This is a genomic window from Agrobacterium pusense, assembly GCF_900102105.1.
GTDB lineage: Bacteria > Pseudomonadota > Alphaproteobacteria > Rhizobiales > Rhizobiaceae > Agrobacterium > Agrobacterium pusense.
Window position 1 is genome coordinate 204,037 of record NZ_FNBB01000001.1, and the last position, 15,931, is coordinate 219,967.

Sequence of the window (15,931 nt, forward strand, 5' to 3'; positions counted from 1 at the left end):
CCGGACATGATCCACTTCTGTCCGGGTTAAATTTCCGGACAGGTCGCAGTTTCCTTGAGGTCGGTGATTAAGCATGAAGACCCGTTCAACGTCATCCTCGGCCCTGTGCCGAGGATCCAACCACCTCCAATAAAAATCAATATGTCGGCAGACCTCGGGACAGGCCCGAGGATGACGTCGGCGCAATTAGCATGACTTTCCCTGCGCGACGGACTGAGAGGCCACCCCAACAAGAAGCAGGAATATTTTTCCGCATTGCCGCAGCGCCAGGGAATAATTCCCCGACAATGCAACAAATACGCACGTTCATCCCTTAATTGCTGAGGAAATCGGCGTATTCTCGGCGACCTCCCTCGAGAATGCTTGTAAAAAATGCAACATTCTCGCTTTCTTGCACAATAAAGAGACATGTCATGTCACAGGCAACGACCTCTGCCCGCCCTTCGGGGCATAAACCCTTTTATCGCAATTTTGGCTTTCAGGTTCTGATAGCCATGGTCATCGGCCTGCTGCTTGGCCTTGTTGCCCGCAATATCGGCCCCGACGCCGCCGGCAGCCCCAACTGGCTTTCGGTGACGCTGCAGACCATCGGCAGCATATTCGTCCAGCTGCTGCGCGCACTGGTGCCGCCGCTGATCTTTACCGCCATCGTCGCCTCCATCGCCAATCTCAAGAACCTCTCTAATGCGGCGAAGCTTGTCTGGCAGACGCTGCTCTGGTTCGCCATCACCGCTTTGATCGCGGTCGTCATCGGCATCGTGCTCGGTCTTGTCATCCAGCCGGGCGTCAACACGGCGATCGCCAATACGGCAGCGGCAGCACCGTCCTCCACCGGTTCTTGGCTGGACTTCCTCAAGGGTCTCGTCCCGGCCAACGTCTTCGGCCTTGAAGCATCTACCAAAATCAGCAATGGCGCGGGCAGCACCTCGTTGAATTTCAACGTCCTGCAGTTGCTGGTGGTGTCGATTGCCTTCGGTGTCGCGGCGCTAAAAGCCGGCAAGGCGGCGGAGCCGTTCCTCGCCTTCAACCAGTCGCTGCTCGCCATCGTGCGTAAAATCCTGTGGTGGGTCATCCGCCTTACCCCCATCGGCACCATCGGCCTGCTTGGCCGCGCAGTTGACCAATATGGCTGGACCACGCTGTCGCAGCTCGGCTGGTATGCAGCGGCCGTCTATATCGGTCTCGCACTGGTGCTTTTCGTGGTTTACCCGGCGCTGCTTCTCGCGCATGGCCTGAAGCCCTCGCGCTTCTTTGCGGGCGCATGGCCGGCCATCCAGCTCGCCTTTGTCTCGCGTTCCTCCATCGGCACACTGCCCGTCACCGAAACCGTGACGGAAAAGAGCCTCGGCGTGCCGCGCGAATATGCCGCCTTCTCCGTGCCGCTCGGCGCCACGACCAAGATGGACGGCTGCGCCGCGATCTATCCGGCAATCTCGGCGATCTTCATCGCGCAGTTCTTCCAGGTGCCGCTCGGCATTCAGGAATATGTGCTGATCGTCTTCGTTTCGGTGCTCGGTTCCGCCGCAACGGCCGGACTGACCGGCGCGGTGGTTATGCTCACGCTGACGCTCTCCACGCTCGGACTGCCGCTTGAAGGTGTGGGCCTGCTGCTCGCCATCGACCCGATCCTGGACATGGGCCGCACCGCGGTCAACGTCGCCGGACAGGCGCTGGTGCCGACTATTGTCGCCAAACGCGAGGGCATTCTCAACGAGGCCGTTTATAACAACGCCAAGGACATCGACGCACTCGATGACCGTGAAGTGGCGACGGCCTGACAGCAATAATCGCGGGGCGTTTCCGATAAAAAGGAGATGCCCTGCGTTGGCCACTTCCTTTGCCCCATTAAAGTTAGGGGTTGACGGAGATGGCTTCATCGATAGCCATAACGACACGGACAAAGCGCAGCTTCAGCGGAACGTATGCATGGTGAAACGTAACTGGATCTATGTCGGCCTGCTCGTCTTTGTTTCAGTCGGGCTTCTTATCGACGCGGCCATCTGGCCCGCCGGACCGCCCAGTTCCTTTACCGCAAACGATCTGGTGCAGATGATCGGCATCATCACCCTGTTTGCGTGGTGGCAGATAGAGGATGCCGAAAAGCGGGGTTCCCGACGCAGCTCTGCCGTAAAATTCGCGACTATTCTGCTCGCGCCTGTGGGCCTTGCCATTTATCTCTATCAGACCCGCCGCTGGACACGCGCCACCCTCGGCCTGATCGCATTCATGGGCGGTCTTCTTCTCGCCGGCATCCTCACGCTTCTGTTGAGTGACTGGCTCATTCAGCAGGGCTTTTTCCCGCCCTCCTTCCTGTCCAGATATTAAGCACAGCGGAGGTGCCTGCGGCGGCCTATTGATGCAACTTTCCACCCCGCCGCGGCTTTTCCCCGTCCTAAAACAGGCGTATCAATCTCGGCAATAAGTGCCGTACGGCTGTCATTTCAGGGAGAAACAAAATGCGCTTTTCCATCGTCTTCGGTGCGCTTGCCGCCATGCTGGCGCTCACCGCATGCCAGACGCTGACACCGGAAGAGCGCCGGGCTCGGGATGAGGCGACATGCCGGGGTTACGGTTTCCGCCCCGGCACTGACCCGATGGCCGGTTGCCTTCTCGATCTGGAAATGGACCGCCGCGCCGACAACCGTGCCTGGCAGGCGCAGATGAACCGCGACATGTTCTACCGTCCCGTGGTGGTGGAGCGGCGCATCATCGTCCAACAGAACCCCTGACGGGGATAAAGGCGACATTGCTTGCGACCTGCCCTTCTTCCGCCCGCGCGGCAAGCGTCGCCTGCGCGGCGGCTAGGCGGGCGATTGGCACGCGAAAAGGCGAGCACGAGACGTAATCAAGATCGGCATTTTCGCAGAAATGGATCGAGGCCGGGTCTCCGCCATGTTCGCCGCAGATACCGAGCTTCAGTTCTGGCCGCGTCTGGCGGCCGCGTTCGGCGGCGATGCGGATCAATTCACCCACGCCATCGAAATCGAGCGAAATGAACGGGTCGCGTTCGATGATGCCCTTACGCTGATAGGTATTGATGAAACGCGCCGCATCGTCGCGGGAAATGCCGAAGGTCGTCTGCGTCAAATCGTTGGTGCCGAAGGAGAAGAATTCGGCCGCTTCGGCAATGACATGGGCGCGCAGGGCCGCACGCGGCAGCTCGATCATGGTTCCCGTGAGATATTCGATCTCCATGCCGGTTTCTTTCGCCACCGCCTCGGCGACGCCATCGATGACCGCGGTCACGTAATCCAGTTCCGAACGCAGGCCAACCAGCGGCACCATGATCTCAGGCACGACGGGCGCGCCGGTAATGCGCGCCGCCGTAACGGCGGCTTCGAAAATGGCGCGGGCCTGCATTTCGGCGATTTCCGGGTAGGAGATGGCGAGGCGGCAGCCACGATGGCCGAGCATGGGGTTGAATTCGTGCAGCGCATCAAGCCGCTGGCGGAACACCGTCTGCGGCATGCCCATGGCGGCGGCAACCTCGACGATTTCACCATCCGTCTTCGGCAGGAATTCGTGCAGTGGCGGGTCGAGCAGGCGGATCGTCACCGGCAGGCCGTGCATGATCTGGAAAAGTTCGGTGAAATCCGAGCGCTGCATCGGCAGAAGCTCATCGAGCGCCGCCCGTCTGCCCTTTTCGCTTTCGGCCAGGATCATCTCGCGCATGACATGGATGCGGTCGCCCTCGAAGAACATGTGTTCGGTACGGCAGAGGCCAATGCCCTCAGCGCCAAAAGCGCGCGCGGCGCGGGCGTCGGCGGGCGTGTCCGCATTGGTGCGCACGGTCATCCGGCGCAGCTTGTCCGCCCATTCCATCAGCTTGCCGAAATCGCCCGAGAGTTCCGGCTGCGTCATCGGCACCTCGCCTTTCAGCACCCGGCCGGAGGAACCATCGATGGTGATGACATCCCCCCGCTTCAGCATGCAGCCGACGCCGATCAGCACCCTGTTGCGCATATCGACCCGCATGGAGCCGGCGCCGGTGACACAGGGAATGCCCATGCCGCGCGCCACCACGGCGGCGTGGCTGGTCATGCCGCCGCGCGTCGTCAGAATGCCTTCGGCGGCATGCATGCCGTGAATATCTTCCGGGCTGGTTTCGATGCGTACCAGAATGACGCGACGCCCCTCGGCTTCGGCGGCGACCGCCTCTTCCGCGGTAAAGACGATCTCACCCGTTGCCGCCCCTGGAGAGGCGGGCAGGCCGGAGCCGATGATGGGACGGGATGTGCCGGGATCGATGGTGGGATGCAGCAGCTGGTCGAGCGACGACGGCTCGATGCGGCAGACGGCTTCGTCCTGCGAAATCAGCCCTTCCTCCACCATATCGACCGCAATCTTCATGGCGGCACGGGTGGTGCGCTTGCCGGAGCGGGTCTGCAGCATCCAGAGCTTGCCGCGCTCGATGGTGAATTCAAGATCCTGCATGTCGCGGTAGTGGGTTTCCAGCCGCTTGCAGATCGCCAGGAATTCGGAAAAGGCTTCCGGCATCAGCTTTTCCATGGATGGCTTGTCGGAGCCGGAGGCCAAGCGTGCGGCCTCGGTGATGGATTGCGGCGTGCGGATGCCCGCCACCACGTCTTCGCCTTGCGCATTGACGAGGAATTCGCCGTAAAGCTCCGCCTCGCCTGTCGAGGGGTTGCGGGTAAAGGCGACGCCGGTTGCCGAGGACGAGCCGAGATTGCCGAAGACCATGGCCTGAACGTTAACGGCCGTGCCCCAGTCGCCGGGAATATTGTGCAGGTGCCGATAGGTCACGGCACGGTGGTTGGTCCAGCTGGCGAACACGGCGCCAATTGCGCCCCAAAGCTGGACGTGACAATCCTGCGGGAAGGCTTCGCCGAGCTCATCTTCGATCAGCTTCTTGTAGAGCGAAACGACGTGCTGCCATTCGACCGCCGACATGTCCGTATCGTATTCATGGCCAAGCCGGCCTTTTTCATCTTCGAGGATTTCCTCGAACATTTCATGGTCGAGACCCATGACGACATCAGCATACATCTGGATGAAGCGGCGATAGCTGTCCCAGGCAAAACGCGCGTCGCCCGCATCGTGGCCCAATGCCTCGACGGTGCGGTCGTTGAGACCAAGGTTCAACACCGTATCCATCATGCCGGGCATGGAGGCGCGCGCGCCGGAACGAACGGAGATGAGCAGTGGCGACTGGCTGCCGCCGAAGGTCTTGCCGGTCACGATTTCCATACCATGCAGGCCGGCCATGACCTGAAGCTTCAGGTCATCCGGGAGATCGCGGCCGTTCTTGTGATAAAGCGCGCAGGCGTCGGTAATGATGGTGAGGCCTGGGGGAACGGGAAGGCCGAGACTTGCCATTTCGGCAAGGTTTGCGCCCTTGCCGCCCAATATCGCAACGTCACCTGCCCGGCCTTCGGCAGCACCGTTGCCGAAGGTATAAACCCATTTTTTCATTCCACGCTCTCCACCCAGAAGCGTTGTCATTTTTCTATCATCTACAGCATTGGCGGCACGTTGGGAACGCCGCAACGCGTAGTTTACATCGCAGTGCAACATAATTGCGGCGAATTGCGCGCCAGAATTGCCTTAAACAGGACATAACAGCAGCATTGACGCATTCGTGTAGTGCGCTGAAACGGAGTGTTACCTAAGCCATTCAAATCGCCGACAAAGAGATTATTCATGCAATTTACCCGCCGCCACACGCTTAAATTTGCCGGAATTTCCTGCGCCGCCACCGCCCTTGCCGGTGCGCTTAGAGCCGAGGGCGGAGCTTCCGCCGCCGTCGATCCCACCCCGCCCTTTGCGTTGACGACGCCGATGCATATCGGCAAGGCGGCGCTGCGCGTGCGCGAACTCGATCCGATGATCGATTATTACCGTTCGGTGCTGGGTATGAACGAAGTGGAACGCACGGCAAGGGGCGTGACGCTGGGTGTCGGGACCGTGCCGCTGCTCGATCTCGATCACAAGCCGGCAGCGGATTTCGAGAGCCCCACCTCTGCCGGTCTGTTCCACGTCGCCTATCTGATGCCCTCCCGCAAGGATCTGGCGCGCTGGCTGGTGCATGCGGCGCTGAAGCAGGTGCCTCTGACGGGTTTTGCCGATCACAATGTCAGCGAGGCGATCTATCTCAACGATCCCGAAGGTAACGGCATCGAGGTCTACAGCGATCGTCCCACGGACACATGGGTGTGGAGCGGCAACGTGGTTAAAATGGGCACCGAGCCTCTGGATGTCGATGATCTCGTAAAGCTGACCGATACCAAAAACAGTGATTATGACGTCGCCCCCGCGGGAATGCGCATTGGTCACATCCACCTGCGAGTTGGCGACATCGCCGCTGCCCGCGCCTTCTACGAAGAGGCCGTCGGGCTCAAACCGACACAGGATGCGCGTTCCGACGCGTCTTTTCTCTCTTCCGGTGGCTATCACCACCATCTGGCGGTGAATACCTGGAACAGCCGTGGCGCAAAGGAACGCAACGCCATGGAAACCGGCCTCGACTGGTTCTCAATCACCGTTCGCAACCCCACCGATCTCGAGGCGCAGAAAACACGGCTACGGGCCGCGGGTTATGTGCTGGTGGAGATGGAGAATAATGTCGTGGAAGCGATCGACCCCTGGGGCACAAGGTTGCGGCTTGTGCCGGGGTGAGTGATGGTGGCCTCCATGCATCATGGGCCGAGAAACTCGCACACTGCGCGATTGGCAGTTGCAGCATGCCAGTGTTTACAGTGATTGGCTGCGTCGCCTCTCTCCGTCATTCCGGCCTTGAGCCGGAATCCAGTCGACGCGGCTCTCGCGCGACGGGAAGAGTCCTTTCAGCCCAAGGACTTGGGCTGGCTGGATACCGGCTCAAGGCCGGTATGACGGAAAGAGGCTTACTCCCCTGACACAATTGCCAATGCAAACCGCCGCGCAACCCTATGAACCCGGAAAAGAAAGCCTTGCGAGGCCACGGCAGCGGCCTCGCAAGGCATTCCATCCGGTACAGGAAACCGGATGGTGGGGTCTCAGGAGAACCCTTTGGCTCTTGCGAAAGACATAGCAAACTGCCGCGCAATGTCGCTCACCCGAATGGGTGATATGGCAAGATAAATTGACATTGAGCAAAACCAGAAATTGAATCCCGGAAATGTCGCCTCAGACGGCTTCGCGCAACTGTTCGGCGGTCTGCAAATCAACAGACACCAGTTGCGACACGCCCTGCTCCGCCATGGTGACTCCAAAGAGGCGGTTCATGCGCGCCATGGTGATGGGATTGTGAGTGATGATGACGAAGCGGGTTTCGGTGGAGGCCACCATTTCATCCATAAGGTTGCAGTAGCGCTCGACATTGTGGTCGTCGAGCGGCGCGTCCACCTCGTCCAGCACGCAGATCGGCGCGGGATTGGTGAGGAAGACGGCGAATATCAGCGCCATGGCCGTCAGTGCCTGCTCGCCGCCGGAAAGCAATGTCATGGTCTGCGGCTTCTTGCCCGGCGGGCGGGCGAGGATTTCGAGACCGGCTTCCAGCGGGTCGTCGGATTCGATCAGCTGCAATTCCGCCGTGCCGCCGCCGAAGAGATGGGTGAACAGCCGCTGGAACTGCGAATTGACCACATCGAATGCGGCAATCAGCCGTTCGCGGCCCTCGCGGTTGAGGTTCTGGATACCGGCACGCAGCTTGCGCACGGCGTCGATGATATCGTCCCGCTCCTTGATCAGCGCCTCAAGCTTGGCGGAAAGCTCGGCCTGCTCCTCCTCGGCGCGCAGATTGACGGCGCCAAGCCTTTCGCGCTCGATCTTCAGCCGGTCCAGATCGCGCTCGACATCACGGATATCGGGCTTTGGCTGGTCCGGGCCAAGGCCGGTCAGGCGAAACGCCATATGCGGCTCGGTACTCAGCGTCTCACGGATGCGATGTTCCGCCTCCTGCCGTTTCTCGCGGGCGGAAACCAGCCGCTCTTCGGCGCGGCCGCGCTTTTCGCGGGCTTCGGCGAGTTCGGAAAGCGCCGTTGCCGCCAGCCGGTCGGCGGCGCGTTGCAGGTTTTCCGCCTCGGCCAGCCGGTCGGCGGCCGCGCGGCGGGCGTCTTCGGTCTTCTGCAATTCGTTGAGGAGGTTGCGGCGTTTTTCGTCAAATTCCTCGGGCGCAATGTCCAGCTCGGCGATTTCCTCGCGCGCCTCTTCCTCACGTTCGCGCAGCGTGGCGATATGGTCGGCGGCACTTGCCGCCCGCGATTGCCAGGTGGAACGCTCCTGCCCGATTGCCTGAATTCTGCGCTGACGGCTTTCCGCCTCGCGGCTCACGCCTTCATGGCGGGCGCGTGCTTCCGCCAACAGGCCGCGATCGGTCGCGACTTCCAGCTGGCTTTCACGCAGCTTCAGATCAAGCACGGAAAGATCAGGCGCATCTTCCATCTCGATACGGGCATTTTCTTCCTGAACGGCGATCTCGTCGATCTGCGCGCCGATCTGGTTCAGTGCTTCGGAGACGATATCCCGGCGGCGCAAAAGATCGCCCGAGGCGCGTTCGGCCGATGTCAGCGCCTCGCGTGCCTCGGCAAGATGACGGGTCGCAAGCCGGCTCCGGTCTCGCACGTCCGAAAGCCGCAATTCGCTGCTTCTGATCTCCTCGGTTTTCGCGGCAAGCTGGTCTTCGGCCTCTTCCAGAATAGAGCGGGCTTCATCCAGTTCGGTTTCGATTTCGGCGAGGCGGTTCTTCTGCGACAGGCGAAGTGCCGCAGCGCCCGGCGCATCAGCGCTGGCGACATGGCCATCCCAGCGGAACAGCGCGCCTTCGAGCGTCACCAGCCGCTGGCCGGCCTTCAGCGACGGCAACAGCCGCCGGGCCTCCGTGACGTCTGCAACGACGCCGATCTGGGCGAGGGCACGCCTAAGCGCATCCGGCGCCTGAACATAATCCAGAAGCGGTTTGGCGCCCTGCGGTAAGGCAGGATCATCAGAACCGTCGCCATTACCGGCCCAATAGGCAGGTGCTGCGGCATCGAGCGGACTTTCGAGATCGTCGCCAAGCGCCGCGCCCAGTGCCGCCTCATAACCGCGCTCAACCGTCATTTCTTCCGCCACCGGCGTGAAGCTGCCATTCGCGGCGGCGCTTGAAGCGAGGATTTTGGTGATGGTACGCGCTTCCGTGTCCAACGCGTTCAGGCGATTTCGCGCCGTTTCCAGCGGCCCGCGCGCCATGGCTTCGGCGGAACGCGCCTCGGCAACGGCAGCCTCGGCCTCTTCCACGACGATCAGCGCATCTTCGACGGCAATCTCGGCTGCCTCAACCGCTTCGCGCCGTTCCGCGGGGTCCGGAAGACCGGAGAGTTTTTCGTCGATGGCCTCGATCTCGGCCGTTGCTTCCTGCGATTGCCGTTCGAGCCTCACCTTGCGGTCGGAAAGATCGCGGATCGCCCGCTCCAATTGCTGCCGGGCGGCGGCGGCTTGCGCGCGCTCGGCGGTGATGGCGGTGAAGATGGCTTCGCTTTCCGCCAGCTTGACGGACGCAGCTTCGAAGGCTTCGCGCATTTCGTCGGCATGGCGGCCGGAATCGGACAGGATTTCGAGGAGCTCGGCTTCTTCCTCATCGAGCCGCGCGAGTATCTGGGCATTGTCGGAGACCAGCCGCTCCTCGCGGATAATATCCTCGCCAAGCTGCGACAGACGGCGCGCCAGCTCGTCACGACGGCGGAGCAGGCGGTTGGCCTCGTCGTCCAGCTGGGTGCGGGCGATTTGCAGGCGTTGCAGGGCAGCGGCGACTTTCGCCTCGTCCTCGCGCAGCTCCGGCAGCTTCAGGCTGGCGATGCCCTGCTGCTTTGCCGCTTCCATCTGGGCCTGCGCCTTTTCGGCGACGATGTTCGTTGCCTGATTGAGCGCGCTTTCCGCCTCGCCTTCGGCTTCCTTCGCTTCCACCCAGCGAATGTGCAACAGCGTCGCCTCGCGGGCGCGGATATCGGCGGAGAGCATCTTGAAACGGTTGGCTTGACGCGCCTGGCGTTTCAGGCTTTCGATCTGGCTCTCCAGCTGGGCGGTCACATCCTCGAGCCGCTCCAGATTGGTCTCGGCGGCGCGCAGGCGAAGCTCGGCCTCATGGCGGCGCGAATGCAGGCCGGAAATGCCGGCCGCCTCTTCCAGCAGCTGGCGGCGGGCCTGCGGCTTGGCGTTGATGAGTTCGCCGATGCGCCCCTGCCCCACCATGGAGGGCGAGCGTGCGCCGGTGGAGGCATCAGCGAAGAGAAGCTGCACATCCTTGGCACGCGCTTCTTTGCCGTTGATGCGGTAGACGGAGCCGTTTTCGCGCTCGATGCGGCGCGTCACCTGAATTTCATCGGCATCGTTAAAGGCGGCAGGCGCGGTGCGGTCGGAATTGTCGAGATAAAGGCCAACTTCGGCGGTGTTTCTGGCCGGGCGGTTACCGGAACCGGAGAAGATGACGTCATCCATGCCGGAGGCGCGCATGTTCTTGTAGGAGTTCTCACCCATCACCCAGCGCAGTGCTTCGACAAGATTGGACTTGCCACAACCATTGGGGCCGACAACGCCGGTGAGGCCCGGTTCGATGATGAATTCCGAGGGCTCGACGAAGGACTTGAAACCGACGAGGCGGAGCTTGTTAAACTTCATGCCGCCACGCTCCGGACAGAAAAACGGCAATAAAAAACGGGCGTGCGGAAATATCCGCCGCCCGTTTTCCGAAGGCTTCGGTGATCAGAGCAGCTTGTCGATGACAGCCGACATGGTTTCAACCGACATGTCTCCTGCGTATTTCTTGCCGTTGATGATGAAAGTCGGAGTGGAGTTGACGCCGAATTCCGTCGCACCGCGTTGCATGGTTGCGTTCACATCATCCAGAAGTTTCTGGTTCGTCAAGCAGGCCTCGAAAGACTCCTGTGAGAAACCGGCCATTTTCGACATTTGCAGCAGGGCGGCGCGCGCATCCTGCGCAACGGCCCAGCTCTGCTGCTGCTTGAACAGCATGGAAACGAAGGGGAAATACTGACCTTCCGGTGCGCAGCGCGCCAGCATGAAGGCGGCAGCGGCGCGCGGATCGAACGGGAATTCGCGGAGCACGAAATAGACCTTGCCGGTATCGATATACTTCTTCTTGATTTCTTCGAAGGTCTTGTTGTGGAAGTTGGCGCAGTGCGGGCAGGTCATCGACATGTATTCGACGATCTTGACGGGTGCGTTGGCATCGCCGAGCGCGGCTTCCGGCAGCGGGCCGGGCTTCATTACCGCAGCCATATCCACATCACCGGTGGACTCAGGCAGTTCCTGAGCCTCGGCGACGCCGGGCGTAAAGGCAAACGGCAGGGCCGTGGCAATGGCGGCAAGAGCAACGCCGCCGAGAAGGCTGCGACGGGAAATGGTCAGTTCGGGAAAATGCATGAAAGCACCTGTTGGTAATAGACTCTATTGTCCGTTGATTCCGATATAGCGACGGCCTGTTCATCACAAGCGGGGTTCTGAACTCTTCTTGTCAAAGAATTGTGACCAGTCAAGGACGGCACCTTGCATCAAATCGTCCTGCGCCCCGGCTTCTTCTGCAACACCGCCGTGCCCAGCCTCTCCACCGCCTTGCGCAGCGCCTCGCTTTCAATGCCGTCCATCATGTCATCGAGACGTTTTGCCGCATCGCCGCGCAGGGGCTGCGGTTTGCGCCGGCGGGTGATGGTTTGCGAGACGGGCTTCTGTACGATCCTGATCTGGCGCACGGCCGGGAAGCCGAAAAAGCCGTTGATGCGAGCAATGAGTTCGCCCTGCGCGTGGGTGAGAAATAGCGCGCGCGCGCCTTCGCAGGCGATCGTCAGCACGCCGGGCTGATATCCGCCACGGTCCGGGCCTTCGTCGCGGCGCGGCCAGGTGATCTTTTCCGGGCGGGTGCAATCGGCAAAATCGTCCCCGGCGATCTCGTCCCAGGAGCCGAGCAGCGCCGTGTTGATGCCGGCGCGTTTCGACAGGACCGGGTCCATGATGCCATTGGCGACTTCGGCGATCTGCACGACGCCCTTCTTCTTGCCGGCACCACTCTGGGGATAACGCATGTTTCACTCGCGATTTTGGAGAGGGCGATCCACATTTTCTTGATCGCCCGCTACGGATGTCCCAACTATAGGCCAAATCGAACAGAAACGGCAAACCATGCTTCAAAAAACCGCCTCGTCGTCTTATGCGCAGATGCTGCTCGCATGGTACGACCGGCACCATCGCGAATTGCCATGGCGCACTTCCCCGGCCATGGCGGCGAAGGGAAAACGCGCCGATCCCTATCACGTCTGGCTCTCCGAAGTGATGCTGCAGCAGACGACGGTGCAGGCCGTAAAACCTTATTTCCTGAAGTTCCTCGCCGCGTGGCCGAGCGTCACGGATCTCGCTGCGGCGCCGGTCGAGGACGTCATGGCGGCCTGGGCAGGCCTTGGTTATTACGCCCGCGCCCGCAATCTCAAGAAATGCGCGGAAGCCGTGGCGAATGAGCATGGCGGCGTCTTTCCGGACACGGAAGAGGGTTTGAAGCAACTGCCCGGCATCGGTGATTATACCTCGGCTGCCGTCGCTGCCATCGCTTTTGACCGGCAGGCGGCTGTCATGGACGGCAATGTCGAACGGGTCATTTCACGTCTCTTCGCCATCGATGCGCCACTGCCCGGCTCCAAGCCGGCGATGAAAGCTAAGGTAGCAGAGCTGACCCCTGCCGACAGGCCCGGGGATTTCGCCCAGGCGATGATGGACCTTGGCGCAACGATCTGCACGCCGAAACGGCCGGCCTGCGCGCTCTGTCCGTTCAATGGCGTGTGTCTGGCGCTTGCGGAGGATGAGCCGGAGCGTTTTCCGGTGAAAGCCGCGAAGAAAGCAAAACCGGTGCGGCTCGGGGCTGCCTTTGTGGCCGTCAATGCAGAAGGTGAAATCCTGCTGCGGCGGCGCGTCGAAAGCGGCCTTCTCGGCGGAATGACCGAGGTGCCGACAACGGCTTGGACCGCCCGCCTGGATGGCGGCACGGACCAAAGTCACGCGCCCTTTGTCGCAGACTGGCAGGCGACGGGCGTGATCGTGCATGTGTTCACCCATTTTGAGCTGAGGCTCAACGTCTACCGCGCTCAGGTTCCGGGCGACCTCCAAACCGGGCCGGATGACGGATGGTGGGAGCCGGTTACAAATCTTGACGCGCAGGCGCTGCCAACGGTGATGAAAAAAGTCATCGCGCAGGCTATTCCATCCGCATTCAATGAAAGCAGGAAATTTCGATGACCAAGATTGAGCATATCGTATTCGACATCGGCAAGGTGCTGATCCATTACGATCCGCATATTCCCTATAGCCGTCTCATTCCCGATGCCGATGAGCGCCAATGGTTCTTCGAGAATGTCTGCACCCATGACTGGAACCTCGAGCAGGATCGTGGCCGCCGCTGGGAGGATGCCGAAGCTTTGCTGGTGGAGAAGTTCCCGGAACGGGAAGAGCACATCCGCTCCTTCCGCAAGTTCTGGCACGAGATGGTCTCGCATTCCTATGACGACAGCGTCGCGATCATGACAGGCCTTATCGAGAGCGGCCACGACGTGACGATGCTCACCAACTTCGCCTCCGACACTTTTCGTGAGGCGCAAAAGATGTTCCCCTTCCTCACCCTGCCGCGTGGCGTCACCGTTTCCGGTGACATCAAGCTGATCAAACCGGATGTGGCGATTTATGAGCTTCATGCGCGCGATTTCGGGCTCAATCCCGCCGCAACTCTGTTCATCGATGATACTGCGATCAATGTCGAAGGCGCAAAGGCCGCCGGCTGGCAGGCGGTGCAGTTCACCGGCGCGGAGAAGCTGAAGCAGGATCTGCAGGCATTTGGGGTGGCGGTTTAGGTTCCGCCCTTAAGTCACCTCGTGGCATGGATTAAGGCTCATTGCCCCAGTCCTCGTGCCCATGGCGGACGCGGACGATGAGGACGTCGTCGTCCGCCTCAACGCGATAGACCACCAGATGTGCTCTGAACGGATGAATGCGCACCGACGGCGACAACTCGTTACGCTCGCGTGCGATCCTCGGATTCCGTGATATCAAGTCGAATATTGCGAAAAGTTCGCGATGGTACTTTCGCGCTTGCTGAGGTCCAAATAGGTCGATGCCTTCTTGCGCTATGCGGATGGCGTCTTCTTCCGCAGGCAGAGAAAGGCGAAATCCCATGATCAGCCAATTTTACGTTTCATGGAGCGGGCTTCGGCCTCAGCAAACAAGGCATCTTCAGAACGATGACCGGAGGGAGCCCGCAATCCTTCGTCCACTAGGCCCTGCATGGCAGCGATCTTTTCGCTCCGCTCCTGGTCCTTTCGGATGAGATCTCGCACATAGTCGCTGGCATTGGAGTAACGGCCCGTTTTAGACTGCGCTTCGACCCATTCCTTCATCTGGCCGGGCAGCGAAATATTCATGGTCACCATCTTCATCTCCTATGAGGACAGAGTGCAGATTTTGGCAAGGTTTGTCAAAAAGATCGGGAAAAGAAATTGGCGCAGGCGGAAATGGCGGTCTCCGGCCTGCGCCAGTCCTGCCGCAAGCGGCATTGGACGCAATGTTTTTGTGAGTTGTCCAGACCGGATTTTCACAACCACTGCTTTGATTAGGACAGTAGTTGTCGTCTCTTGCGCGAAACTTGTCTATCTAAAATTTTATATTCGAAAATACCAACGCCCGACACGATGTGCCGGGCGCTGGTCGTTCTCCATCCGGGACTGAAGGTACTAAACCGGACGGAGACGTATTCTGGACAAGGGCGGGCGGTGGATCGTTGCCTTCAAGCCTTTTCGGCTTGGACTATTCGGCCTTTGCCAGTTCACTGCGGATGATGGCTCGGAGATCATCGATCGGCTTCAGGTCGTCGCCGTCTTCGAAGTGCCAGAACGTCCATCCGTTGCATGCGTCGAGACCCTGCACCTTCGCGCCGAGGCGATGGATGGAGCCGGCGGTTCCGGCGGATGCGAGCGTACCATCCGCACGAATAATGGCGCTATAACGGCGCTTTGCATCCGTCAGCACCTGGCCGGGACGGACGAGGCCGCTTTCCAGCAGGGTGTTGAAGGCGACGCGCGGCTCGGCCTTCTTGCCGGTCATGACCGTCAGTTCCGCCTTGCCGAGCGGTTCGACGGCGGCGATGCGGGCGGCGGCGGCATCGATATAATCCTGCTCGCGCTCAATGCCGACGAAGTGGCGGCCGAGGCGTTTTGCCACCGCACCCGTGGTGCCGGAGCCGAAGAACGGGTCGAGCACGACATCACCCGGTTTGGTGGAAGCCATGATGATGCGGGCAAGCAGCGCTTCCGGCTTCTGGGTGGGGTGCACCTTCTTGCCGTCCTCACCCTTCAGCCGCTCATGGCCGCTGCAGATAGGGAACAGCCAGTCGGAGCGCATCTGCACGTCGTCATTGGAGGCCTTCAACGCATCGTAGTTGAAGGTGTAGTTCTTGGCCTTCGGATCGCGGCTCGCCCAGATCATGGTTTCATGGGCGTTCTGGAACCGGCGGCCCTTGAAATTGGGCATGGGGTTGGTCTTGCGCCAGACGATATCATTGAGGATCCAGAAATCGAGGTTCTGGAGCGTGGCGCCGACGCGGAAGATATTGTGATAGGAACCGATGACCCAGATGGTGCCGTTCGGCTTCAGCACGCGGCGGCAGGCGAGCAGCCAGGCGCGGGTGAAGGCATCATAGGCCTCGAAGGAGGCGAACTGGTCCCATTCGTCGTCGACGGCATCAACGAGCGACTGATCGGGCCGGTGCAGCGTGCCGCCAAGCTGGAGGTTATACGGCGGATCGGCGAAAATCGCGTCCACCGACTGGCTCGGGAGGGCATCCAAGGCAGCGACGCAATCACCCTTTATGATGCTGTCTTTCCAGGCGTCACTCTCACCTGCACGATCAAAACCGGCATGCCGAAAATCGGCCAGCGGAAAAACTGCTGCCATTGGTACTCGCTCC

Annotated in this window: 13 protein-coding genes; 6 read left to right on the forward strand and 7 right to left on the reverse strand. The window is 60.8% G+C overall.

Annotation, left to right across the window (positions count from 1 at the left end; all coding sequences use genetic code 11):
• Positions 1–413 precede the first annotated feature (413 nt).
• The 3 genes from BLU28_RS01100 to BLU28_RS01110 all read left to right on the forward strand — a co-directional run bounded on the left by BLU28_RS01100 (position 414) and on the right by BLU28_RS01110 (position 2,729).
• Positions 414–1,778, forward strand: a complete 1,365-nt coding sequence (locus BLU28_RS01100; RefSeq protein ID WP_077986720.1) for a dicarboxylate/amino acid:cation symporter — start codon at positions 414–416, stop codon at positions 1,776–1,778.
• Positions 1,779–1,926: 148 nt separating this feature from the next.
• A complete protein-coding gene (locus BLU28_RS01105) occupies positions 1,927–2,325 on the forward strand; it encodes a hypothetical protein (protein ID WP_035209442.1) in 399 nt (132 codons plus the stop codon).
• Positions 2,326–2,456: 131 nt separating this feature from the next.
• On the forward strand, positions 2,457–2,729 hold the full coding sequence (locus BLU28_RS01110) for a hypothetical protein (protein ID WP_004440421.1): 273 nt from the start codon (positions 2,457–2,459) through the stop codon (positions 2,727–2,729).
• On the opposite strand, the gene ppdK is transcribed toward BLU28_RS01110, so the two are convergent.
• Positions 2,707–5,433, reverse strand: coding sequence for a pyruvate, phosphate dikinase (gene ppdK, locus BLU28_RS01115; protein WP_077986719.1), 2,727 nt, complete (start codon positions 5,431–5,433; stop codon positions 2,707–2,709). The two genes, BLU28_RS01110 and ppdK, sit on opposite strands and share 23 nt — an antisense overlap.
• A 228-nt stretch (positions 5,434–5,661) precedes the next feature.
• Here ppdK and BLU28_RS01120 point away from each other — a divergent pair, with 228 nt between their 5' ends.
• Positions 5,662–6,636, forward strand: a complete 975-nt coding sequence (locus BLU28_RS01120; RefSeq protein ID WP_077986718.1) for a VOC family protein — start codon at positions 5,662–5,664, stop codon at positions 6,634–6,636.
• Positions 6,637–7,125: 489 nt separating this feature from the next.
• Here the strand turns inward: BLU28_RS01120 and BLU28_RS01125 are convergent, their stop codons facing one another.
• From BLU28_RS01125 to BLU28_RS01135, 3 genes are all read right to left on the reverse strand, one after another.
• Positions 7,126–10,593 carry a chromosome segregation SMC family protein gene (locus BLU28_RS01125; protein ID WP_077986857.1) on the reverse strand — a complete coding sequence of 1,156 codons (3,468 nt, stop codon included), beginning with the start codon at positions 10,591–10,593 and terminating at the stop codon, positions 7,126–7,128.
• An 84-nt stretch (positions 10,594–10,677) separates the two neighbouring features.
• Positions 10,678–11,358: a DsbA family protein gene (locus BLU28_RS01130; protein ID WP_035209438.1), complete on the reverse strand. Its 681-nt coding sequence runs from the start codon at positions 11,356–11,358 to the stop codon at positions 10,678–10,680.
• A 128-nt stretch (positions 11,359–11,486) separates the two neighbouring features.
• Entirely contained in the window at positions 11,487–12,014 is a 528-nt protein-coding gene (locus tag BLU28_RS01135; RefSeq protein ID WP_006699987.1) for a DUF721 domain-containing protein, read from the reverse strand.
• Positions 12,015–12,111: 97 nt separating this feature from the next.
• Between BLU28_RS01135 and mutY the strand changes: the two genes are divergently transcribed.
• Positions 12,112–13,215: an A/G-specific adenine glycosylase gene (mutY, locus tag BLU28_RS01140; protein ID WP_035209437.1), complete on the forward strand. Its 1,104-nt coding sequence runs from the start codon at positions 12,112–12,114 to the stop codon at positions 13,213–13,215.
• Positions 13,212–13,823, forward strand: coding sequence for an HAD family hydrolase (locus BLU28_RS01145; protein WP_022555751.1), 612 nt, complete (start codon positions 13,212–13,214; stop codon positions 13,821–13,823). The genes mutY and BLU28_RS01145 overlap by 4 nt, the downstream gene beginning before the upstream one ends.
• Positions 13,824–13,854: 31 nt before the next feature.
• Here BLU28_RS01145 and BLU28_RS01150 read toward each other — a convergent pair whose 3' ends face one another.
• The 3 genes from BLU28_RS01150 to BLU28_RS01160 form a co-directional block, all read right to left on the reverse strand.
• Positions 13,855–14,145, reverse strand: coding sequence for a type II toxin-antitoxin system RelE/ParE family toxin (locus BLU28_RS01150; protein WP_175477655.1), 291 nt, complete (start codon positions 14,143–14,145; stop codon positions 13,855–13,857).
• A gap of 2 nt (positions 14,146–14,147) precedes the next feature.
• Positions 14,148–14,399, reverse strand: coding sequence for a type II toxin-antitoxin system ParD family antitoxin (locus BLU28_RS01155; protein ID WP_035209434.1), 252 nt, complete (start codon positions 14,397–14,399; stop codon positions 14,148–14,150).
• Between the two features lie 373 nt (positions 14,400–14,772).
• Positions 14,773–15,918, reverse strand: a complete 1,146-nt coding sequence (locus tag BLU28_RS01160; RefSeq protein ID WP_004440405.1) for a site-specific DNA-methyltransferase — start codon at positions 15,916–15,918, stop codon at positions 14,773–14,775.
• Positions 15,919–15,931: the final 13 nt, after the last annotated feature.